Below are 23,100 nucleotides of genomic sequence, written 5' to 3'. Positions count from 1 at the left end.
CTTGCCCTTTTTGTCCAACGTCTCGTACTCCGCGAGGATCCTCGCCTTGTACTCCGCGGTATACCGGCGCGGACCGGTCGAACGGGCTTCCACCTGCGGATCAGGGGTCCCGTGGTCATTCGTGCTGGCCACCCGGGCACTACTCCTTCTCCGCCCTCGACTCAATGAATCATCCAGTATGCCTGACTCGATCTACTTTGACGGAGAGGGCACCACTGACATCGGGTTACCCACGCCATGGGGCGAGCGGGCTGAATCCTTCTACGCGGTGCCTTGTTCCTCCTCCGGCAGAATCGATCAACGTATCCGCGGCGGCTGTTCCTGGGCCGCCCGCTCCACAGAGGCACCGTGACGGGAGGGCGCGACGTTCACTTCTGCCCACACGGTTTTGCCGGGGCCGGAGAGGCGGTCGGTGACGCCCCAGTCTTCCGCGAGGGTGGCGACGAGGAGGAGGCCGCGGCCGGACTCGGACTCGGCGTCGGGATGCGTGGGGTGGGCGAGGGTGGGGCGGCACTCCGTGCGGGTGTCGGAGACCTCGAGGCGTAGGCGCTTGCCGTCCGGCTCCGCGAGGAGGCGGACGTGGAAATCCCGTCCGGGCACGCGCCCGTGCCGTACGGCGTTGGCGCACAGCTCGGCCGCGATCAGGGTCAGAGTCTCGTTGACGGTGCCGTCGTAGGCGTGGCCCCAGGAGTCCAGACAGCGGGAGACGAGAAGCCGGGCGAGGCGGGCCCCGCGCGGGGTGCACGTGAAGGACATTGCGAACTCGGTGTCGGCGTCCAAGGCTTGAGTTTGGGTTCGGGGCGTGTGCATGGAGCCAGCGTTGTGGCTCGAAGTGGCCCGCCACCAGCGCGGTGGCATGTACGGACGCACTCTGTACGTGGTGAGACACCCCATGTCGTTTGGTGTCAAGCGGCATGGGGGCGGGCGTGGTGTGACCAGGCGGTGGCTTCGTCGTAGAGGGTGCGGGTCTTGAGGCATCCGTGGAGGATGCCGACGAGGCGGTTGCCGACCTGGCGGAGGGCGGGGTTGTAGCCGGCGTCGCGGGCGCGTTGTTTGTCGTAGTAGCGGCGGGCGCCGGGTGAGGCGTTCAGGGCGGAGCACGCCTGGCGTTGCAGGGCGTCGGCGAGTCGGTTGTTGCGCACGTAGCGGGCCTGGACGGTGTGGCTCTTGCCGGAGGCCCTGGTGATGGGGCTGGTGCCGGCGTAGTTCTTGCGGGCCTTCGCGCTGGCGTAGCGGGTGGGGTCGTCCCCGAACTCGGCGAGCACCCGGGCGCCGGTGATCACCCCGATGCCCGGCATCGAGAGGTAGATCTCAGCGTCCGGGTGCGCGAGAAAATGTGCTTTCACCTGCGCTTCCAGCTCGGCTATCTGCTCATTCAGGGCGATCAGCAGCTTCGCGTGGGCGGTGGCGGCGACCGCGTAGGCGGCCGTGACCGGCTCGGGCAGACCAAGGTGCTGCTCGCACAGCGCGGTCTGGATCGTGGCGGCCTTCGCACTCCGGTTGTGCCGGCGGTGCCGGGTCAGGACGGCGGTGATCTGCGTGCGAGTCAGCTTCGCCGCGGTCTGCGGGGAGGGTGTCTTGATCAGCAGTTCCAATGCATCCGTGCTGGTCAGCTCCAAGTCCGCGTAGGCGTTCAGGGCGGCGGGAAAGTACTCGCGCAGGGTGTTGCGCAGCCGCTGGAAGGCGCGGGTGCGTTCCCAGATGAGGGTCTGGTGGGCGCGGGCGACGACCTTGACGGCCTGGGCCTGGTCGCTGTCGCCCGCGACGGGAGGCAGCTGGGCGCGGTCGATGCGGACCATGTCGGCGAGCGCGTGGGCGTCGCCCTTGTCGCTCTTGGCGCCGGAGGTGCCATACCGCTCCTTGAACCGTGCGGCCTGCCGCGGGTTGATCGCGTACACCTGGTAGCCGGAGGCGATCAGGGCCTGTACCCAGGGGCCGCGGTCGGTCTCGATGCCGACGATCACCTCGCCCGGGACGGGGTCGTCACCGCCGTACTTCGCCACGAGTTCGTGGAGCTTGGCGATGCCCTCCACGCCCTCGGGCAGTCTCGCGACTGCCAGCTTGCGGCCGCTCTCGTCCTGGACCTCGACATCGTGGTGGTCCTCGGCCCAGTCGTCGCCGATCAAAAGCAACTTGCCCTCCTCGCCTGGTGCTTCACGTGTCGTGCAGCCTGCGGAAGACACGGCACGCTCCCTAATGGATCCAGTGCTCACGCCATGCTCGGCGGGCACGCCACCCCATCAGCGGTCTGGCCTTCCGGCCGACCAGCAGGGGCACGGTCTCACCACAGAAGTCGGATGCTTCCGGGGCTTGGAGTGCTCACCTGCCAGCGGCTACGGCACCGAGTCTCACCGACCCGGCAGCTCCCATTAGGGGCGCCAGTACGCGGTGAAGGGGGAAGTGACGTAAAGGGGAGGGACAAGTACAGGCCGTGTCCGTATCGTAGACCGAGAGTTACGGTCGGCGAGCTGTACAGGCCGGTTCTGTACGCGCGGTTCTGCACGTGGGGGAGAGATCACCGTTGACGGGCCAGGGCGACAGCGAGGCGGGGTTCCTCCAGTGCTTCGGGCAGCAGTTGCGGCTGCTGCGGACGGCGAAGGGGCTGACGCGGGCGGAGCTGGGTGCGCTGCTCGGCTACGGGGAGGATCAGGTCGCGTCGGTGGAACTGGGGCGGCGGATCCCCAAGCTGGGGTTCATCGAGCGGGCGGATGAGGTGCTGGAGACCGGCGGCCTGCTCACGGTGATGAAGGAGGAGGTCGCTAAGGCGCGGTATCCGGCGTTCTTCCGGGACGCGGCGAAACTGGAGGCGGAGGCGGTTGAGCTTCATGTGTACGCCAACCAGGCCGTTCCGGGGTTGTTGCAGACGGAGGAGTATGCGCGGGCGGTGTTCGAGATGTGGCGGCCCCTGCTTGACGGGGAGACCGTAAATCAGCGCGTCGCAGCTCGACTGGTCCGCCAGGAGATCTTCTCCCGCAGGTCGATGCCTACGATCAGCTTCGTTATCGAGGAAAGCTCGCTGCGTCGACCACTGGGTGGACGCGAGGTCGCGCGCGGCCAACTGGAGCAGATTCTGCTTTACGGGCATCGGCGCAACGTCGAGATTCAGGTCATGCCGACTGAGCGCCAACAGCATGCTGGACTCGGCGGGCCGTTCACCTTGATCGAGACGCGGAAAGCGCGGAGGATCGCTTATGTAGAGGTGAACGAGCACAGCCGCCTCTACAGTGAGCGACCGGTGGTCCGGGGCTTCGAAGAGCGATACGGCATCCTGCGAGCCCAGGGCCTGACGCCGACAGATTCGCTGTCCTTCATTGAGAAGCTGCTGGGAGATACATGAACGTCGTTGACGCTGGCCTGACACCCAGCCCTGAGCTGTGCTGGTTCACGAGCTCCTACAGCAGCGGTGCGGGTGGGGAGTGTGTCGAGGTTGCTGCCGCACCCGCAGTTGTGCGAGTGCGCGACTCGAAAGACAAGGCCGGGCCCATCCTGAGCCTCACGTCAGACGCTTGGCGGGAGTTCGTCGGCTTCGTCGCCAAGCAGATGTGACCCGCCCGGTGCCCCGTGACCGATCACGGCCGGTCACGGGGCACCGCCATGTCTACGCGGACCAGCGGCCGGCGGCGATCTCCGCGTCCAGGCGGGCCTGGAAGTATGCGTGGGCGGCGCGCATTTCGGCCTCGCGGTCGGCCTTGTAGAACGGGGCGACGTAGCCAGCCAAGGGCGGGGTGGTGTCCGGGTTTTCCAAGTGGGTGAGGAGGGCGGGGTAGGCGTCCTTCGCCTGGCCCACCCCCTGGGCATGGAAACTCTTCGCGATCTTTCTGCCCTTCGCGTCGAAGTACATTTCCGACTCGTACTCGGACAGCACCGCATAGCGACCCTGGTAGATCGCAGCCAGCTGATCGGCGGTGATGCCCAGCCAGACGGAGACGAGCGCGTCGATCTCGACGAGCGCTGCCCGCCGTTCGTGCTCCGAGCGCAGAGGCGTGCCGTACTCCCACGTGGGGCCAAGACCCGAGGCGAGCGGCTTGAGGTGGGGCCACCCCTGGTACGCCCAGTCCTCGTAGCCCGGCCATGTGGGGTTGTACAGCTCCTCCCACAGGGGGGCGTAGGCGTTGGTCAGGCAGTTGAGGCGGAGGGTGCGCAGGAGGAGAGGGGCTGCCAAGGGGTGGTCGGCGACCGGGGCGGGCATTCTGTATGCCTCGGCATTCCGAAGGTGAGAGCGACCGGTGATGCGGAGCAAATAGTCCAGGGGGAGAGCTGCCCAGAATCCAGCACTGAGTGCTGTGAGCCCGTTGCCCGTGAAAAACATGGATTGCACAGCGTCCACATGTGCGGGACCGGGAGGGATGACGGCCGCGAAGAGGCTGCGTTCGTTCGCAGGTGGAATCATTACTCGCCACGCCAGCCGGAAATAGTCCGTGTACGGCCGACCCTCCCATGCGTCCTGCTCGGCGACGTAGCTGTCGCGGTCAGTGGCACGCACGTAGTTGGTGTGAGGTACAGCGTCCTCGGGCAAGGCTGTGAGATCCCAGGTCGTGTAGTCCTTGTTGCTCTTGCAGGGAATATTGGGCTGCTTGTTGAACGGTGTGCCCACCGCGAAGTGCGGCCCTTGCAACACTACTTCGGAGAAATCCTCAGGGGCGGATGACTCCCAGCGGATGAAGCCGTCCTCCCTGCCCATCTTTTCGTGGTAGCCGGCGCTGATCCGGGCAGTAGCTCCAAGACGAGTAGTCACCGCCGCCAGTGCGTTGATAGCCCCTTCTTCGTACACCGTTACCGGGTAGAGTAGGGCCGCCTGGGCGTCAGGAACACTGTTGTCACCGGCCAGCCGGTTCCACTCAGCGAGCCGCTTCTCGTCCACCGTCACCAGTCGAGACCGGTGAGGTCGGAGGTCCCATTCACCTTTGTGCTTCAGCCCGGGCACGGGGCCCGTGCCGTCGTAGGTGAGGGAGCCGGTCAGAGCTTCGGGCGCGTACAGCCATGCGGCCTGGACGAATGAGACGGGCTGCCGACAGCCGTAGATGTGGATGCCGAACTCGACGTGGTTGTCGATCTCCGCAAAGAGTTGCTGCTTTCGCTGGTTGACGAAGTGCGCATGTACCCGCAGATGCCTGTACGCGGCACCGCGGAGCGCTCCCTCCTTGACCCCGCTGAAGTGGCTGTCGGGGTGCAGCAGTCCGGCCATCCCCGGTTCTGCCGTGTTGGCCCATGTCCGGCACATGAATGCCCGATACAGATCCGGCTGTGTCCCGGCCAGCAGGGGGTATGTCGTCACGTTGCTCAGCATCGCGACCGTGCCCGTGTTGGAGGCCAGCTCATCGAGAAAGTACTCCCGAGCCTTCGTGTCTTCCCCCAGCACCTCACTCTTGCGCAGCCGCCACTCCACCACACCCGGCTTGTCCGCCAGCATGAACCAGGGTTCCAGCTCCGCGAGCACGGTGTCTTCCTGCCACCGCGGCCGCACCCAAGGCGGGTTCCCCACCTGCAGATCGAACCCACCGTGCCCTGCGAAAACGGACGCGTACTCCAGCTCCCAGTGGAAGAAGCCCTGCCGCTCGGCCACATCCTTCGCCACCGCCGCCCACGGATACCGGGACTCCAGCCAGTACGACCGGTCCATGCCCATCCAGTCGGGCAGTTCGTCCTCGTACCGCTCGATCTCCCTCAGCGAGTCGAACGATGCCACAAACGAGTCCGGCGGCACGTCGTCCGTGCCGAGTAGGGACTCCGCGTAGTCGAGCCAGTCGTCCAGCCCGACCAGCGGGATCACCGGGCGGCGCTCCTTCGGGCTGGCCTTCCGGGTGCCGCCCTTCGGGGCCTTGCGCTTCAGCTCGCCCGTAACGACCTCGCCGAACAGGTCCTCCGACTCCCACTCCATGAGCACCGATGAGTCGACCTGCACCGCCTGCCGCTGCGCCGCCCCCGCCCGCTCGTACACGTCCGCCGAACCATCCAGCAGCGCGGCCTCCTGTACCGGCCAGAACCACAGCGCGCACCACGTGTTCATCAGCGTCTTGAGGCGCCAGTACGGCGTGTCGACCGCTTCCAGGTCGGCCAGTACCTTCTCCCGTTGCACCGCTTCCTCAGGCGTCCGCAGCCAGCCGTCCTCCGCGCCCCATACGTCGATGCGGCGCGAGATTTCACGCTCGGAGATCTCCAGGCGGTGCAGGACCAGGCTCCACAGGTACTCAGCACGGCGAGTCAGCGCCTGAAGTCGCTTGGTATGGGCGGCGGTTGGGGACTTGGTGAGGGCCTTACGCCATGCCCCGAGCGCATTAGTCTCGTCCGGCGCCAGAACTTTGGCCTCCTTCTCGCCAGCTACCGCGCCCCACTCCTTCGCCGGAAGGAGGAAGTGGTACACCGAGCCGTCCGGAATCCCCTCAGGCGACCCAGCGCTCACCGCGTCGAGCGGGAAGCGTTCCGGCGTCGCCGTCAGCCACGCGCCCTTCTTCAGCTGCTCCGCGCGGTACACCTCCCGCCGCCCGCCGATGAGCGAGTTGCCGCGCCGCAGATGCAGCCCGAACCACGGCGCCTCCATGCCCGGGTGCATCGTGTTCAGCCACAGTGACACCTCCGCCAGCTCGACGGCCGTGTGGTTGAGGTCCACGCCGTAGGAGTTGTGCAGGGCGATGTAGGCCTTGGCCTTCTGCAGCTCGACCGCGTAGCGCTCCGTGTCGATCGCGACACCGAGCTCGTCCTGCCTGCGCCGCAGATACTCCGCCGCGACCTGGTTGATCGCCTCGTTGAGGAACGCGCCCGAGCCGAGTGCCGGCTCGCAGATCTTCCACTCCAGCAGCTCGCGCGCCGGCGTCACCGTGTCGTCCTGGTCGAGGCGGTGCTGCAACGCCAGTTGCACCGTCACCCGTGTCAGCGACTCCGGCGTGTAGTACGACGCCGACGTCTGCCGGTCGCGGCCCGACAGGCGGTACACGAACGAGCCCGGCGCGTACCGCACCCGCCGTTCCTCGCCGGTGTCCTCGTCCTTGGCGCGGACGAACACGTCGTCCGGGTACTCGTCGGCCTTCGTCGCCGGGACGAGCCACGAGCCGTCCTTCGGGTCGCCGTTCTTCGCGACCTCGTACAGCTCCTCACCCGCGACGAAGCCCGAGTAGGACATCAGGCCCTCGTACACCGCACCTAGCTGGTTGATGCCGAGCTGGGCGTACGAGATGAAGCCGCCGCGCTCCCGCCTCTTGCCGCGGGTCAGCATCAGCAGGCGCAGGACGCGGTACAGGGTGGCGTTGCGCAGGCGGGTGTCGACGAAACGGTCCTCGCCGACCTCCGTACGCTCGCCGATCAGCCGGATCGACTCCGGCTCGAACAGTTTGGAATGCAGCGGCTCGAAGCGCAGGCCGAGGTCCTCCGACGTCTTCTCGCCGACGACCTCCGCGTCCGCGCCGTGCGTCCGGCGCGGACGGTAGCCCTCCTGGACCTTGCGGAACAGCAGGTCCAGGGACTCGTACAGGTATACGCCACGGCGGGACTTCTCGTCGACCAGGTCGCGCTCGGCGATCAGTTCGCCGAGCCGTCCCAGGCCGTATCCCTGCTGGTACTCGGGGTAGTCCGACGGGAGGATGCCCAGCTCGGGGCGTGCCTCCGCGTACAGCAGGAAGAGGATGCGGTACAGGTAGCGCAGCGACTCGCGGGTCAACTGGCGGCCAAGCTCGGGGAGTTCCTTGACCTCGTCGGGGCGGACCCCGGCCTCCCGCAGGCGCTCCAGGACCTCGTTGGCGATCAGTTCGACGCTCAGGCGCAGGCCGTCCCGCAGTTCGCTGGATACGCCCACCGCGTGCTTGGTCGACTTGTCGACGAGCTCGGCGAGGGGGTTCTCGCCGCCCTCCTCCGGCGTGCGCAGCGAGTCCGCGCCGAACAGGGCGGCGACCGTGTCGAGTTCGCCGCCCGCCTTGGTGTCGTGGCGCTCCAGGGCCGCGTCCAGGGACACCGCCAGGTACCGTCCCTCGCCCCAGGCGGCCCGGTCGGCGAGGACGACCACGCCGCCCACCAACAGCAGGACATAGCGGGGGGCGTCCTCGCACGCGAACAGGAACGAGGCGAGCTTCGAGCCGGTCGTGACGGTGTGCTGGCCGTCGAGGCGCAGCTCGTCCAGCAGGCGGCCCGCACCGTCCGGGTCCAGGGCGTCGTCGGGCTCCGCCGACCAGCCGCAGTCGAGCGCCATCAGGCCCTTCTCGGCGTGTGCGACCCGCACCTCGTACGACTGGTCGGCGCGCACGACGGTCACCGTCTGCGGCTTCGCGTCGTAGCCGAGGGCGCGCAGCGCCTCCCCGTTCAGCGCCCGGACGCGTTCGCGCCACTCCGGGGCGTCGTACGTCGTGGCGTCGTCGCCCGTCGCGGCGCGCTCCTCGTCCATCGTGAAGTAGGAGCGCGCTGCGAAGTACGGGCGGCGCAGCGTCCGCAGGCCGGCGCGCGGGGTGATCGGGAGGGCGCCCTCGGGGCGTTCGGCGCCGGCGGTGTCCTCCTCGCGCTGCTTCCACTGGGCGAGCAGACCGGACTTGAGGTCTTTGGGCAGGACCTCGGCGAGGTAGTGCGCGGAGAAGTAGTCGCCGCGGTTGACCAGGGAGTCGTACGTCATCGTCGTGTACCTCTGGAGGTTCGGTCAGGCGGCGGAAGCGGGCGTGGGGGCGAGGACGGCGAGCACCCGGAGCATCGGGCGGCCCGTCGTCAGAAGGGAGTCGGCGAGTGAGGCGAGGCGCTCGCGGGTGCCGGACGTGGAGCCGCCGCCTGGGAGCGTGGGCTGCTCCCAAGAACCTAGACGCGCCTTGTACTCCTCGATCGGGGCACGCAGCGGCTCGTCCCACGCCTCCCGGTGGCGCTCCAGGAACGCCTCCGCCGTGTCCAGGACCGCGGGGATCGCCTCGGCGAGGCGCCCGGTGTCGTGGGGGACGGCGGGGTTCGCCATCGTGGGGCCGACGCCGGCGCGGCGCAGTATCGCCACCATGTCGTCGTCCACGTCCCCGTCCGCGTTGACCGCCATCCACTTGACGACCGTCGGGCGGCCGAGCGCGTTGGAGTAGATGCCCTGGACGAGGTAGGTGGCCCGGTCCACGTCGGCCGTCAGCACCGGCGCCTCCTGGCGGTCCAGGCGTACGAGGACCTTGTCGGTGAGCCACTCCAGCACCGGGTGCAGATCGGTCAGCAGGGAGATCTCGGGCCAGCTGGAGGTGGCCGAGGCGCGGGCGCGCTGCAGGCTGTGGTCGGCCAGTCGCCGGTTGAAGGTCACCAGCAGGCGCTCCCGCAGGCGCTGCTCACGGACGTACTCCGGGGGCAGCGCCTTCAGGCGGTGGACCAGGTCGGAGGGCGGGGCGAACGACAGCAGGCCGGACTCCTGGTCCGTCGACAGGTCAAGACGGTCGTGCGCGTCCGGGTACACCTCGCGCAGCGCCTCGTCGAGGAACTCGCGGGTGGAGGCGAACAGACGGGGCACGTCCGCCTTCCGTACCGAGCCGGAGCCGTCCTCGGCGTCCCCGTCCTGCGGCTCCTCGCCGACCGAGCCGAAGAAGTCGGCGAGGAAGTCGTCCATGCCGTCGTCGGCGTCCGCGCCGGAGGGGTGGCGGGCCGCCAGGGACTCGTCGACCGTACGGCCGCGCAGCAGGTCCTGGATGAGGGACTTCTCCTCGGCCTCCGCCCGGTACAGGCCCGACACCGCTTCCGCCGTCCCCAGCGACTGGTGCGCCTCCGCCTCACGCTCCAGGAGGCGCTCAGCGACGAGGGTGTCGTCCTTGGCTCCCTCGATGGAGCTGGTGAGGATCAGGGCACGGAACTGCGGCTGGTGCGCCTGTCCGTAGCGGTCGATGCGGCCGTTGCGCTGCTCGATGCGGATCAGCGACCAGGGCACGTCGTAGTGGATGAGCTGGTTGCACTGGCGGTGCAGGTTGACGCCCTCGGACGCCACGTCGCCGGTGAAGAGGATGCGTACGGGGGTGTCCGCGAGGCCGAAGTCCTCCACGCACTGCATCTGCTGCTCGTCCGAGAGGCCGCCGTGCATCACGCGGGCCGCCTCCGTGGCGGCCTTGCCCTTGAAGCCGAGTACCGCAGGGACGGTCTTCGCCAGCCACTCCAGGGTCTTCACGCGCTCGGAGAAGACCACGACCCGGGTGTCGGACTTCGGGCCGACTCCGATGTCCTCCAACTGCTCGACCAGCGCCCGGAACTTGCCCGAGTCCGCATCCGTCATCCCCGACGCCAGCTCCCGCAGCCGTTGCAGGGCCGTGAGCTCGGCGGCGGTCGCCTGCGGGTCGTCCTTCTTCTCCAGCGTCTTGATGCGGGTCGAGACCGTGGCCTTCAGCGCCTCGTGGGAGGAGAGGAAGGCCTTCAGCAGCGTGTACGGGAACAGGGGTACGTCGCTGACCGACTTCGAGCCGTCCGTCGGTAGCCAGACCTGGGCCAGCTCCTCGAAGATCTTCTCCTCGGTGGGCGTGGCCTCGACACGGATCGAGGAGGACGGGCCGCGGTCGGCCCACTGGCCTTTCATCTGGTCGCGGACCTCGGGGCTGACCTTCGTACGGCGGATGAAGAGGTGCTCGATGTCCTCGGCGCGGTAGTGCTCCGGGTCACGGATCGCGGCCGGGTCGAGCAGGGAGATCAGCTCGGCGAAGGAGCGGGCGTCGCCGTTGTGCGGGGTCGCGGAGGCGAGGATGAGCGCGTCGGTGTGCGGGGCGAGGGTGTGCGCCAACTGGTTGCGCAGCGAACCCTTGTTGATGAGGTTGTGCGACTCGTCGATGACGACCGCGTCCCAGGTGATGCGCTCCAGGTGGTGCTTGTACTGGTCGGTGTTCTTGAGCGTGTCGATGGAGACGATGACCCGCTTGAAGTACGTGAACGGGTTGCGGCCTGCCGGGATCTCCCGCTGGATCCGCTCGATGCCCACCGAGTCCAGGCGTACGAGCGGGATCGCGAACCGGGTCCACAGCTCGTGCTGGAACTGCTCCAGGACGTGCTGAGGCGTGACGACGAGGATCCGCTCGCCCCGGCCCCGCCGGATCAGCTCCGCGAGCGTCAGGCCGATCTCCAGCGTCTTGCCGAGACCGACGACGTCGGCGATCAGCATGCGCGGCCGCAGATTGCGGCCCGAGAGGGCGAGCTGTGCGGGGCGCTGCTGGTAGGGGAGCGGGTCCAGGAGGAAGGAGTCCGCGAGGGCCAGGCCGCGCTCGGCCTGGGGGAGCGGGGTCTTGCGCAGCACCGCTTCCAGGAAGAGGCGCGAGCGGCGGAAGTTCGGCGAGTCGTCGCGCACGAGTCGGGTCTGCCGGGGGTCCAGCAGCTCGATCCGGTCGAGCTCGGTGAAGAACACCGCCTCCTGGTCGCGGACGAACTCCGAGGCGCCGACCGCCTCGATCCGGGCGCCGTCGTGTTCGGTCCGGGTCGTGTTGCGCACCAGCCACACCTCGTCCCGTACGAGGATCTGGGCGCCCGGTGGGAACTGGGCGTCCTCGCCGCTCGTCGCGAGGGCGGTGGTGGGGTCGGCGGTCACTTGGGGCCTCCTGGGCGTTCACGTCGGCGGGTGGTGCGGCCCCATCCTGACGCCGGTCGTGTCACCGTCGGGGCGGGGTGGGCGCAAGTCACGGGTTCGGGGAGTCGCGGAGTGGGGCTGGGACCTCAGAAGGGGGCGCGGGCCGCGTACGTCGTGCGCAGCTGCTCCGCGGTCCGGCGGGCCTGAGCGGAGTGGCGCAAGGTACGGGCCGGCTCCTTGGGCCGTCGGGCGGCCGTCGGCGGGCGCCCTGGCGCGGGCTGCTCACGGCGGACCTCTTCCGGGGTGTCGACGCCGGTACGGGGTGCGGGATCGGGTTCCTCGCGCATCGTCACCGGAGTGGGGTCGGGTGCGCCATCATGCGCTGTGGAGGTTGGCTCTGGCGACTGCGGGGCGTGCGGCGCCGAGGCGGTCACGGTGCGCAGATGCTCGAAGCCGACGACGGGCCGCGCAGGACGCGGGGCGGGGGCATTTCCCGGCCCCGTCCGGTCCCGTAGCGCGGCCGTGTGCGCGGTGAGTCGCCGACGAGCCTGGGCGATCTTCATACCTTGGGCCTCGACGACCGTCCGGCACTGCTGCACCACGTCGCCCGGCGAGGGACGGTCCTCGGCGCTGTGGGCGAGCATGCCCGTCAAAAGCGACAGCAGCTCCGCGGGCACCCCTGAGAGGTCGGGTCCGGTGCCGGGGTCGGTGACGAGGTGGAACACCATGTACGGGGTCGCCGCCTCATGGGGATAGTGGCCGGTCGCCGCGAAGAGCAGCACGGCGCCCAGCGCGTACACGTCCACGGCCGACGTCAGCGGCTTCTCGCCGGCCGCCTGCTCCGGGGCCATGCACACCGGGGTGCCGACCACCTGGTTCGGGGCGGTCAGAGAGACGTTCGACTCGGAGAAGGCCGCCAGCCCGAAGTCGATGATCTTCGGGCCGTTGGGCCCCAGCAGGATGTTCGCCGGCTTGAGGTCGCGGTGCATCAGGCCCTGCGTGTGCACGGCCGACAGTGCCTCGGCGAGGATCGCACCGAGCGCGGCCGTCAGGAGCGAGGGCAGCGGGCCGTGGGACTTCACATACCGACCGAGGTCGGGACCGTCCACGTACTCGGTCGCCAGCCACGGCTGCTCCGCCTCGGCGTCCGCGCCCAGGAACGCGGCGATGCGCGGACCCCAGACGGTCTTGAGCACCTCGATCTCCTGGGCGAACCGCTGCCGCGACTCCGAGTCCACCACCGCCGGCTTGATCACCTTCACCGCGGCCGGCTCGCCACCGGGCGACTCCCCGAGGAAGACCTGGCCCATGCCCCCTTGGCCGATCCGGCCGAGGAGCTCGAAGCCGCCCAGCGAGACGGGGTCTTCGGGGCTCAGTGGAGTGTGCTGCACGTCCGTCCTCGGCTCTCGATCCTCTTGTGCGCCTGATCAGCGTAAATGCGTGCTTGGTGACACGGTAGTAGATGCGGATGGGGCGGGGGAGGGGAATGCCGGACGGGAGCACCCACACCTTATGGTGGCGGGGGTGTGGGGATGTTGTGAAGCTTGCTAGCATCCCGTGTACTAAGTTCACGCTACCCCGGGGGTGGCCGTCGGTCCAGACCGCGGTTCGGGGGACGGCGTGGCACATCGCACCGGACGGGCCGCGATCGTGGCCCTAGCATCAGTGGGGGGCACATGACCCAGCACGGGCATGGCTCAGCAAGCATGATTCACGCCGTCGGCTCGACGTACACGTATCCGGACGGTCTCTCGGTACGCGTCGAGGACATACGCCCCTACCAGCTGTCCGATCCCGAATACGCCTCGGGCTACCGCAACGGCGACGACGTCGTGGCACTCACCGTCCGCGGTGACGTTCAGTACGGCCGAAGCCGCCGCACCGCTGCCGGTCCCCTCCGCGCCCACGACCGCTGCCCCTGATCCCGGCCCCGCGCGCGATCCGCGCACGCTCCTCGGGGGCCCGCCGACGACACCGCCCGCCGTCGCACAGCCCGATGCACCGTCGGAGGGCACGGGCGCGGCCCGATCGGAGCCGTCGGCCGCGCACCCGAATCCTGATGCATCCGATGGGCCGGCCACGCAGGCGCACGACCTGCCCGCAGCGCCAGAACGGTCCCGAATGCCGCGCACGGCAGATCAGGGCGATCGCGAGAACACCCCGCACCGCGCGCCGAACGAAACACCCCAGCGGCCCGCGATGTCCGCGCCCGACGACGCCCGTCGCGTACGACAGATCTTCCGCTTCCTGGCCGAGGCCGAAGAAACGAGGGCCCGCCCCGTGCGCACCCTCGACGGGGCCGCGGGCACCGTCTGGTTCGCCGACCTGCCCGACGATCCCGGCGTCGAGGTGATGACCGACGGCCCGCTCTCCGGCGACGAACCGGCCTGGCTCAGGGTCCCCCGCCCGCATCGTGAGGACGCTCCACAGCCTCACAACACCCTCGCCCCCTGGGTCGACGAACGACGCATACGGGACTTCACCCAGCCACGCCCGCCGCACCTGCGGCGCCGCATCGACGAGGTGGCGCCCGACTGGTCGCACGGTATTCCCCTGGAGAAGACGTACACCGAGCTCGACGACCATCCCCAACGCGAACGCATCGAGAAGCTGTACGCAGCATGGGCACAGGAGTGGAGCGCCTGGGCGGAGCGGCGTCGTGCCATCGACCCGCTCGTAAGGCTCTACGACAGCCTGCACAAGATGCACGAGGACGCCGTCAACCTGGGTGAGGCCTACGAACTCGTCTTCGGCGTCGGCAGGTTGACCTGGCAGTCGGTCGACGGACAGCGCATCGACCGGCACCTCGTCACCCACCGGGCGGTCCTGCATCTCGACCCCGCCACCGGCACCCTCACCGCCGCCCCGGACCCCAGCGTCCAGGGCCTGCGCCTCGAGGAGTCGATGCTGGACGGCGAGCAGCGCGTCCACGGCCCCGTACGGGAGGAGATCAACCGCGGGCTGGAGGAGATCGGTGACGCCACCGACCCCGACGGCATCGACGGACTGCACGCGGCGCTGCGCACGTGGGCCAATGCCGCGCATGCCGCGACCCGATACCTCCCGGGCATCGAGCGGGAGAAGCCCCGCAGCCTGGACGTACCGCAGGTCGGCTTCACACCGGCGCTCGTCCTGCGGGAACGCAACCGGCGCTCGACCCTCGACGCCCTCAAGGCGATCGCCGAGCACATCGAACGCGGAGCCGAGCCCACCGAACTGCTCGCCTACGTGGCCGGCCGTGACGGCGCACTGACCGCCGCCGAACTCGCGAGCGCCGACGAGACCGGCGCCGAGAACGGAGAGGTCTACTTCGCGCTCCCCGCCAACGAGGAGCAGCGCACCATCGCCGAGCGACTGCGCGACAACCGTCTCGTCGTCGTCCAGGGCCCGCCCGGAACCGGCAAGACCCACACCATTGCCAACCTCGTCACCGACCTCCTCGCACAGGGCAAGCGCGTCCTGATCACCAGTCACACCCCGCGCGCCCTGCGTGTACTGCGCGACAAACTGCCCGAGTCCGTACGCGACCTGTGCGTCAGTCGCACCGAGGACGGTGCCGCCGCCCAGCGGGAACTCGAAGCCTCCGTACAGCGGATCCTGAGCGAATACGCCGGCTACGACCCGAAGGCGTCCACCAAGGACATCACCGTCCTGCAGCGGCGCCTCGCCGAGGCGCGCAGCCGGCAGCAGACGCTGCTGCGCGACCTCGCCGACGTACGGGAACTGGAGACCCGGCGCTTCGCCGCCGACATCGGCGACTACAGCGGAAGCCTCCAGGAGATCGCCGCACGTCTCGCCGCCGAGCAGGACGCCCACAGCTGGCTCGGACCCGTGCCGCAGGAGCAGCCCGCGGTCACCGCCGAGGAGGCGCTGCGACTGGTGCACTCCACCCGCGCCTTCACCCCGCATCTGCGGGCGCTCGCCGCCGACGTGCCGGGACCGGCCGAACTGCCCTCACCCGGCGTCTTCGAGGACGCGGTCACCACCATTCGCGCGGCCGACGACGCCCACGCCGCAGCGCGACAGGACCCGCTCGCGGAGCAGTACGACCCCTACGTCCGCGCCCTCAGCGAGGATGAGCAGAGGAGCCTGTCCCAGGCGCTCGACGCCTTCACCGGCGCCCGGGTCCGGGCCGTCTCCCTTGCCGTCGCCGTCGGCACGTGGGCCGAAACCGCCCTGCGAGAGGTCATCACCGGACAGGACTGGCAGGCCCGCAGCAGGCACGCCGCCGTCACCGACACCCTCACCGCCGCACAGGAGTGCCTCGATCGGCTCGGCACCGCGCTCGTCGACGGCCTCGAGCAGTACGACGTGTCGACCGCACTCGGCCTCGCCACCACCCTCCACGACGGACTGGCGCAGGGACAGAAGCTGCGCGGCCCACTCGGTACGCGCAGCAAGCTCGCCAAGGCCGTCACGGACTTCCCGCAGCGCGTACGTGTCGACGGCCGCCCCGCCGAAGACGCGGCAACAGCCGCCGTCGTGGTCGCACGCGTCCAGCTCGAACTCCGCCTCGCCGCCGTCGAGCGTGAGTGGGGCGTCCCCACCCAGCCCTGGCAGGGACACGGGCCTCGCCTGGCCCGGCTACGGCAGGAGAGCGAAGTCCTCGAGGCGCTGCTCACCGTCGCAACCGCCCGGACTGACGTCATGACCGCCGCGGCAACGTCCGCGGAACTCGCTGCCGCTCCCTGGCACGACCAGACGATCGAGACCGCCACACGCTCCCTGCTCCGAGCCGCCGCCACGCTGCGTGCAGCCGAGGACGCCCGGCGCCTCGTCGCCGACACCGCCGCACTGCTCCAGAAGTGGCTCGACCGCCCCGGCGTGTCAGCGGCCGTCGAGCGTCTGCGGGATGCCGTACGAGCCCAGGATGCAGACGGGTACCGCGAGTTCAGCGAAGAGATTGCCGAAGTACGGGAGGCCTGCCGGCTGCGCGCAGCCCAGGACGCCGCCCACACCGCTGTACACGACGCCTTCCCCGCACTCGCCCAGCGCCTCGTGGACAGCGCCGACGACCGCGAGTGGGACCAGAGGCTGCCCACGCTCGCCCAGGCCTGGGCATGGACCGCATGGCGGGAGCGCATCGAACGCCTCACCGACCCGGCAGCCGAACGCACCCTGCGCGCCCGCCTCACCGAGGCCGACGACGAGGCACGCATCACCCTCGCCCGGCTCGCCGCCGCCCGTGCCTGGCACCGCTGCCTCGGTCTGCTCACCGGCGACCAGTCCCGCGCCCTGTCCGCTTACCAGCAGGCCGTACGCCGTATCAAGGGCAAGTACCAGCACCGCTACCGACGCGACGCCCAGGACGCCCTCCGCAAGGCGCAGTCGGCCGTGCCCGCCTGGATCATGCCACTGCACCAGGTCGCGGAGACCGTGCCGATGGAGCGCCCCGGGATCTTCGACGTCGTCATCGTCGACGAGGCGAGCCAGTCCGGACTCGAAGCGATGCTGCTGAGCTGGCTCGCCGACCGGATGGTCGTCGTGGGTGACAGCAAGCAGGTCAGCCCTGCGAACGTCGGTCTGAAGCAGGACGAGTACTTCGCCCTCCGCGACCGGCTGCTGACCGCCCTGGAGCCCGACGTACGCAGCCTGTTCGGCCCGGAGTCGAGCTTCTTCGACCTCACCGAGGCGCTCTCCGCCGGCCGCGGCACGCTCATGCTCAAGGAGCACTTCCGGTGCATGCCGGAGATCATCGAGTTCTCCAACGAGCTCTGCTACAACGGCCGCCTCCAGCCACTGCGCCAGTACGGCGCCGACCGCCTCCCGCCCGTGCGCACCGTGCACGTCGAGGGCGGCGAGGCGCTCGGCGCCAACTCGCGACTCGCCAATATCCCTGAGGCCCATGCCCTCGTCGACGCGGTCGTGCGGTGCTGCGCCGATCCCGCCTACGAAGGCCTGACCATGGGTGTCATCAGCCTGCGGGGAAGCAAGGCACATCTCGGGGAGCTGGAGAACCAGCTCGCCGAACGACTCGACTACGACGAGCGCGAACAGCGCCGCATCCGGGTCGGCGACGCCGAGGACTTCCAGGGCGACGAGCGCGACATCATGTTCATCTCCTGCGTCAACTCGCCCACCACGGCGGCCGGTACCGTTCCCGGCGGCTTCACCGGCAAGACGTACGAGCAGCGCATCAACGTCGCGGCGTCCCGCGCCCGCGACCAGGTGTGGGTGTTCCACAGCGCTCGCACCGAGCAGTTCCACGAGAACGATCTGCGCCGCCACTGGCTCGACCGGCTCACCCTGCCCGCTGAGGAGGAGACCGCCGCCGTCGAGGGCGAGGTGCTGCCAAACGTGCGCCACGAGGCGTTCGACAACCTCTTCCAGCAGCAGGTCTACCGGGAGCTCGAGGGACAGGGCTACCGGGTGCGCCCCCGCTACCGGGTGGGCCGGCACACCATCGACCTCGTCGTCGAGGGCGGAACCCGACGGCTCGCCGTCGCCTGCGACGGTGACACGTTCGCCGAGGGCGAGGACGCGGCCACGGCAGCGGCTCGACAGCGGGATCTCGAGCGCGTCGACTGGACCTTCGTACGCATTCGAGGGAGCCGGTTCCACCTGGACAAGGAAGAGGCGCTGGCACCGCTCTGGTCGGAACTGGAACGGCTGGGGATCGAGCCGATCCCCGAGCCGGCACCCGAACACACGGAGCCGCCGCAGCCCATCGCGGAGGCCACCGGAGTCGAGCACATTGCCGAGCCCGCGGCCTGGGAACACTCGCTGGAAGAAGCGAGCGAGGAACCGGTGGTCGTCGCCGAGCAGTCCGGGGAGGTGCGCGCAGCCCGGCCTCCTGCCATCGAGGTGTCGTCCACGGCGCCGTCGCCGGAGGTCCACGATGCAGTCGCCGGAATAGGCAACCCGGCGCAGGCCATCCCCGTAGGCGCGTTCCAACGCGTTCTGGCGGAGATCACCGCCCTCCAGGCCGCCCTGGACACTCCTGATGAGCTCCCCCAGGACATCGACGCGGCGAACCTCGTCTTCATGCGCAAGAACCTTGCGGATCAGCGTGACCGCCGCACCCGGCGCGTCGCCTTCCTGCGGGCGTTCCTCGACGACATGGCGGTGGGAGGTGAAGGAGTGGCTCCAGCAGCGGTCATGCCCGGAGCGCTGCTCGCGCTCGGTTTCGACGGCCAGGCGGACCACGACACGCTGTACGCGGTGGCTGAACTGCCTGTCGACGGTGCCGAGGTCATCTCCCCCTCCTCACCGCTGGGCAGCGCACTGGTGGACAAGTCGGCGGGGGCGGAGGTCGAGTACCGCGCCGCGGACGGAGCCACGAGGCGAGTGAAGATCCTGGCGATCAAGGCCTGACCTCGCCACCTGATCCCGCACATGCGCACACGCACCTGGGGCGCCGCCTCCCACGGACAAGCGGCGTCCCTGGCGTGCTCACACGCCCGCAGCATCAAGGAGCGGACTACGCTCTCCGCTCCACGACACGGCCAAAGCGTCCCGTGCCCGCGTGCACGCCACGAATAGCAGGCAGTGCTCGGCGAGCAGATCCTGCTGGTGCTGAAGGGGATCGATCTCGGCGGGTGTGACCTGGGGCGCGAACGGCAGCACGGACGCAGTGACGCCGACGACCGCCACGCACCTGAACTCCAGTCCCTTCATCGAGTACATCGTCGCCACCCGCACACCGGCCACATCCGGTCCAGGGTCGTCCTTGACGGCGACGGCCGCGAGGCCCGCCCTGCGCAACCGCTGGATCACAGCATCGGCAACGGTGTTGAAGCGGGCGCACACAGCGATGTCGGACGGTCTGACGCCGTCCTGTTCGATCCACGTACGCACCTGTTCCACCAGTGCCACGAGCTCCTGGTCCTGGCTCGCGTGCCCGCGCGCCACAGGCAGGCGGCCGTGGAGTTCCGAGCGGTAGCCACGAAGGGTGTCGTGGGCGGCTCCTTCCTCGCCGTCCTCACCGAGCGCCACCACGGGCTGGCCGTCGATCAGCGCAGCCGACCACTTCAGGATCACCTCCGTGGAACGGTAGTTGAGCCGCAACCGGGCCGACCTGCCACGGATGTGGACACCGAGGGAACCCAGCGAGACCTGGGAGTCGTAGATCCGCTGATGAGGGTCTCCCACCAGGAACATGTCATCGGCCTGCATCGCCACGCATGCACGCAGGACGCGCCACTGCGCGGGATGCAGATCCTGTGCCTCGTCGACGACCACATGCCGATAGCGCGGCCCTGAAGCGGCCAGGATGCGCGCTGCCCTATCGCACAGTTGCGTATACGTCGCCGAATCCCGGGACTCGAGATCCGTCGTGAAACGCTGCATCACCTGCCATACCTGGGCCCGCTGCACCCTGCCGAGCTGCGTGCCCCGGCCGCGCCGCGCGCACCGCAGATAGTCGTCGACGGTTCGCAGATCCTGGGCCAGGACCACGTTGCGGTACTCCTGGGACAGGAACTGCTGCGTCCATGGGGATCGTTCACGCCCGATGGCGCGCGTCCACGCGCTCTTCTCCCCCGCGGGTGAGAGCGGCTTGGGACAACTGCCGTTCGCCTCACGGATGACGCGCGCCGCCAGCGCGTCCACCGTCGTCACGTCCACCCGGTCGAGGAGATGCGCGTCGGCCTTCCCGAGCAGCAGCGCGAGGTTGTCCCGCAGGGCCGCAGCCATCGCCTTGGTGAAGGTGGTCACGAGTATGCGGTCGCCGTCCCCGCCGGTGCGCAGAAGGTGGCGTATGCGGTGCAGGGCCACTACGGTCTTGCCAGTGCCAGGGCCGCCGGTGACCTGGGCAGGGCCGTTGAAACCCGGATGGTAGGCATACCGCCGCTGCGCCGGGTGGAGGAACACACGCCAGCGGGCCAGGTCCTCGTTGAGCATGCGTTCCAACTCGCCCGGCCCCGTGACCTCCACAAGCCGGTGCGGCGTGTTGAGGACCGCCTCGGCGAGGGTGACCGGGGCTCGGTCGGCCGCCGCGCGTACGGTCTGCCCGCGAGGGGCGATCACCTGCTCCCACACTTCTTCCGCGGTGTATCCGAGGCCGAGGAACTCAAGCACCTCGAACTGATCAGCGGGCATCATGGGCGGGGCCATGACCTTGAGATCATCAGGTGTCACACAGACTCTTGCGAGCCGCAGTACCTGGTCATCGATGCCGAGGTCGCGCAGCACCGTGTCGGAATGCTGCTCGAAAAGGCGGGTCGGCGTCGCGGCCGCCTTGCCGGAGAAGAAGGTCTCCATCTGTTCAAGGGCGTCGACGTTGCGCACTTCGAGAGCCCCGGTGGCGCCGTTGACGGAGTAAGCCCGCTTGCGGGCCCAGCCGATCGCCTCGTCGTGAGGGGCGACCCGCAACAGGGTGTAGAGGTCAGTGCCGTCGTCGGGAGCGAGGAGCACACCGCGGTAGAACTTCGTGATGCGGATGGTACGGATGCGCGGGTCGCGTGCCTGCTGCAGTTTCTCGAGGTGCAGCCCTTTGCTTGCGTGCAGCTGGTGCGCGGTGAGACTGCGGAACATGCGTATCGCTTCGTCCACCTCCCGCTGCACGGGGCGCTGCAGGGACACGAGGTCCGTGAGGAAGTCGTCGGAGAGGGCGAGCCGGGGCATCAGCGTCCTCGCAGGTCGGTTGATCGGGAGCGACGAAAGTACAGCTTAGGGAGTGCGCAGGCCTCGGGAACCTGAGCCGATAGCGGGGCTCTTCCCTCCGCCGCAGCGAAGACGGAGGCGGGCGGAGCCGTGTACGGAGAACAACTGGTGGGGTGAGCATGATCAGACGGAGGCCGCCCCCACGTCCGGCGAACACCAGGTGAGCGACTCAGTACGAGGCGTCGTTCGATGCTGGAAGATAAAGAACAAGATGAGGGCCCTATCGGTCGGTCGAAGTCCGAGCTGGTCCTGACCGAGGGCGAGCGGACCCAGTTGGTGTGCTGGGCGAGGCGGGCCAAGACTGCCCAGTGCCTCGCACTGCGGGCGAGAATCGTGCTGCGGTGCGCGGAGGGCGAGACCACAAGGCCCGACCGTGCCCAGGGCCAGCTGTACGACAGCGCCATCGGTGTGTACCACTTTGTCTTCGTACCAGGGGTAGCCCTCCCTACCAGGGCAGCATCCGCACCGTCCACGCACTGTCCGCCCACCGTGACCACGAACTGCAGCAACTCGTCGGCACTGTGGCTCTGCTCCGTCTGCACCCCGCAGTCGAGACCGGTGATCGCCGCAGTCCGCATGCGCCGCGGCAAGGCAGCCGACTCCCGCGGCGCCCCGAAGTTCGTCAGCGATGGCCCTGGCCACCGCCCGGGAGGCCGGCTGCACCGGCAACCGCATCCTGCGAGCCGATTCGCAGTTCTACAACGCCGGTGTGATCTCCGCCTGCCGCCGGGCCGGGGCCCACTTCTCGATCACCACCGGCATGAACCCCTCCATCAAACGGGCCGTTCTCTGCATTCCCGCCGAGGCATGGCAGCAGATCACATACTCGACCGCGATGCCCGACCCCGAGACCGGAGAGCCCATCTCGGACGCCGAAGTCGCCGAGATGCCCGCCTATACCGCCTTCGCGAGCCGCAAGAAGAGCGAGCGGGTCACCGCCCGACTGATCGTCCGCCGGGTCCGTGAACTCGCCAAACCCGCCGTCGTAGGCGAGCAGGGCGAACTGTTCCCCGCCTGGCGCTACCACCCCTTCTTCACCGACAACCCCGCCCAGACCCTCCAGGCCGAGCGGGAACACCGCCACCACGCGGTGGTCGAACAGGTCATCGCCGACAGCAAAGCCTCCACCCTGGCCCACCTGCCCTCGGGACACTTCCACGCCAACGCCGCCTGGCTCACCCTGTGGGCCATGACCTACAACCTGCTACGGGCCACGGGCGCGCTCACCTCCGCCTTCCATGCCAAGGCGACCACCGCCACCCTCCGCGCCCACCTGGTCCAGATTCCGGCTCGGATCGCCCGCTCCGCACGGCGTATCACCCTGCACCTGCCAGACAACTGGCCCTGGCACCACGCCTGGACACACCTCTTCGACGCCGCCCACGACCCACCCGGACCGGCCTGACGACCCTGCCCACCCCGCCCGCCAGGCCCAACCGGAACGAACACGTGGAAACGCTGGGCAGACCAGCGGATACCACCTGCCCACCCACAATCACCGACCCGAAACCGACTCAGGATCAGTCACACGCTCGCCAGCCCGCGTCGGGGAGAGCCAGCCACCTGAACAACGACCCTTTGGGAAACCCGAGTCACCCGGCATTCGCCTTGCGGCACTCCTGCGAAACAGCCAGATCGGGTGCAGTTGCGCTCAGGCGGCTAACTTCTTCAACGGCGGTCGCATGAGTTGCGTAGTCAACGCTCACGTCCGCAGCTAGCCCCCGTTGCTTCGTCAGCGCCTGGAGACCGGTGACGCCGTTCGACAGCGTGTCCCACCGGCTGTCCTTTTGCGCCGCCAGTGCGGCGTGCTCCACGGCCGGCTCCATGTGGCTGGCCGCTATCACCAGGTCTGCGGCCGTGGAATTGTCGCCAACGACCTCCACCGACAGCATCACCTTGCAGGCAGCCCGAGCTTCGCTCAGAGCGCTGTCCTTGTCGTTGGTCCCCGATGAACACGCCGCAGCGCCAGCCACCACGAGGCCTACCACAGCAACCCGTATCGCCCTATTCACGTCCCCACCCCTTTCGAACGC

12 protein-coding genes are annotated in these 23,100 nt (G+C 69.1%); 5 read left to right on the top strand and 7 right to left on the bottom strand.

Going from position 1 to position 23,100, the window contains the following annotated elements:
* Positions 1–297 precede the first annotated feature (297 nt).
* Positions 298–780 carry an ATP-binding protein gene (locus ABT078_RS33840; RefSeq protein ID WP_351234631.1) on the bottom strand — a complete coding sequence of 161 codons (483 nt, stop codon included), beginning with the start codon at positions 778–780 and terminating at the stop codon, positions 298–300.
* A gap of 125 nt (positions 781–905) precedes the next feature.
* Positions 906–2,132, bottom strand: coding sequence for an IS110 family RNA-guided transposase (locus ABT078_RS33835; RefSeq protein ID WP_351234629.1), 1,227 nt, complete (start codon positions 2,130–2,132; stop codon positions 906–908).
* 389 nt (positions 2,133–2,521) lie between these two features.
* On the opposite strand from ABT078_RS33835, the gene ABT078_RS33830 reads away from it, so the two are divergent.
* Positions 2,522–3,337 carry a helix-turn-helix domain-containing protein gene (locus ABT078_RS33830; RefSeq protein ID WP_351234627.1) on the top strand — a complete coding sequence of 272 codons (816 nt, stop codon included), beginning with the start codon at positions 2,522–2,524 and terminating at the stop codon, positions 3,335–3,337.
* On the top strand, positions 3,334–3,546 hold the full coding sequence (locus tag ABT078_RS33825) for a DUF397 domain-containing protein (protein WP_351234625.1): 213 nt from the start codon (positions 3,334–3,336) through the stop codon (positions 3,544–3,546). Before ABT078_RS33830 ends, ABT078_RS33825 begins: the two co-directional genes overlap by 4 nt.
* A 52-nt stretch (positions 3,547–3,598) precedes the next feature.
* Here ABT078_RS33825 and ABT078_RS33820 read toward each other — a convergent pair whose 3' ends face one another.
* The 3 genes from ABT078_RS33820 to ABT078_RS33810 all read right to left on the bottom strand — a co-directional run bounded on the left by ABT078_RS33820 (position 3,599) and on the right by ABT078_RS33810 (position 12,855).
* On the bottom strand, positions 3,599–8,590 hold the full coding sequence (locus tag ABT078_RS33820) for a class I SAM-dependent DNA methyltransferase (protein WP_351234623.1): 4,992 nt from the start codon (positions 8,588–8,590) through the stop codon (positions 3,599–3,601).
* Positions 8,591–8,614: 24 nt separating this feature from the next.
* Positions 8,615–11,485, bottom strand: coding sequence for a DEAD/DEAH box helicase (locus ABT078_RS33815; RefSeq protein WP_351234621.1), 2,871 nt, complete (start codon positions 11,483–11,485; stop codon positions 8,615–8,617).
* 125 nt (positions 11,486–11,610) lie between these two features.
* Entirely contained in the window at positions 11,611–12,855 is a 1,245-nt protein-coding gene (locus tag ABT078_RS33810) for a serine/threonine-protein kinase (RefSeq protein WP_351234619.1), read from the bottom strand.
* A gap of 315 nt (positions 12,856–13,170) precedes the next feature.
* On the opposite strand from ABT078_RS33810, the gene ABT078_RS33805 reads away from it, so the two are divergent.
* Together ABT078_RS33805 and ABT078_RS33800 are read left to right on the top strand one after the other, a co-directional pair.
* Positions 13,171–13,386 (top strand): hypothetical protein, encoded by a 216-nt coding sequence (locus ABT078_RS33805; RefSeq protein ID WP_351234617.1) that lies wholly within the window; start codon positions 13,171–13,173, stop codon positions 13,384–13,386.
* Positions 13,387–13,585: 199 nt separating this feature from the next.
* Positions 13,586–18,778: a PDDEXK-like endonuclease domain-containing protein gene (locus tag ABT078_RS33800; protein ID WP_351234615.1), complete on the top strand. Its 5,193-nt coding sequence runs from the start codon at positions 13,586–13,588 to the stop codon at positions 18,776–18,778.
* A 78-nt stretch (positions 18,779–18,856) separates the two neighbouring features.
* On the opposite strand, the gene ABT078_RS33795 is transcribed toward ABT078_RS33800, so the two are convergent.
* Positions 18,857–21,028, bottom strand: coding sequence for a UvrD-helicase domain-containing protein (locus ABT078_RS33795; protein WP_351234613.1), 2,172 nt, complete (start codon positions 21,026–21,028; stop codon positions 18,857–18,859).
* Between the two features lie 667 nt (positions 21,029–21,695).
* Here ABT078_RS33795 and ABT078_RS33790 point away from each other — a divergent pair.
* Positions 21,696–22,472: a transposase gene (locus tag ABT078_RS33790; protein ID WP_351234611.1), complete on the top strand. Its 777-nt coding sequence runs from the start codon at positions 21,696–21,698 to the stop codon at positions 22,470–22,472.
* A 187-nt stretch (positions 22,473–22,659) separates the two neighbouring features.
* Here ABT078_RS33790 and ABT078_RS33785 read toward each other — a convergent pair whose 3' ends face one another.
* Positions 22,660–22,959: a hypothetical protein gene (locus ABT078_RS33785; RefSeq protein WP_351234609.1), complete on the bottom strand. Its 300-nt coding sequence runs from the start codon at positions 22,957–22,959 to the stop codon at positions 22,660–22,662.
* Between the last annotated feature and the right edge of the window lie 141 nt (positions 22,960–23,100).

The sequence above is a fragment of the Streptomyces sp. NPDC002133 genome (assembly GCF_040296405.1).
Lineage (GTDB): Bacteria > Actinomycetota > Actinomycetes > Streptomycetales > Streptomycetaceae > Streptomyces.
This window is presented reverse-complemented; position numbering and strand designations above follow the sequence as displayed.

What these genes read in the sequence shown, in the direction of transcription:
- ABT078_RS33825 (WP_351234625.1), top strand. Translation starts at nt 3,334, where the DNA reads ATGAACGTCGTTGACGCTGGCCTGACACCCAGCCCTGAGCTGTGCTGG.
- ABT078_RS33820 (WP_351234623.1), bottom strand. Translation starts at nt 8,590, where the DNA reads ATGACGTACGACTCCCTGGTCAACCGCGGCGACTACTTCTCCGCGCAC.
- ABT078_RS33800 (WP_351234615.1), top strand. Translation starts at nt 13,586, where the DNA reads ATGCCGCGCACGGCAGATCAGGGCGATCGCGAGAACACCCCGCACCGC.
- ABT078_RS33795 (WP_351234613.1), bottom strand. Translation starts at nt 21,028, where the DNA reads ATGCCCCGGCTCGCCCTCTCCGACGACTTCCTCACGGACCTCGTGTCC.
- ABT078_RS33790 (WP_351234611.1), top strand. Translation starts at nt 21,696, where the DNA reads ATGGCCCTGGCCACCGCCCGGGAGGCCGGCTGCACCGGCAACCGCATC.
- ABT078_RS33785 (WP_351234609.1), bottom strand. Translation starts at nt 22,959, where the DNA reads ATGCTGTCGGTGGAGGTCGTTGGCGACAATTCCACGGCCGCAGACCTG.
- ABT078_RS33805 (WP_351234617.1), top strand. Translation starts at nt 13,171, where the DNA reads ATGATTCACGCCGTCGGCTCGACGTACACGTATCCGGACGGTCTCTCG.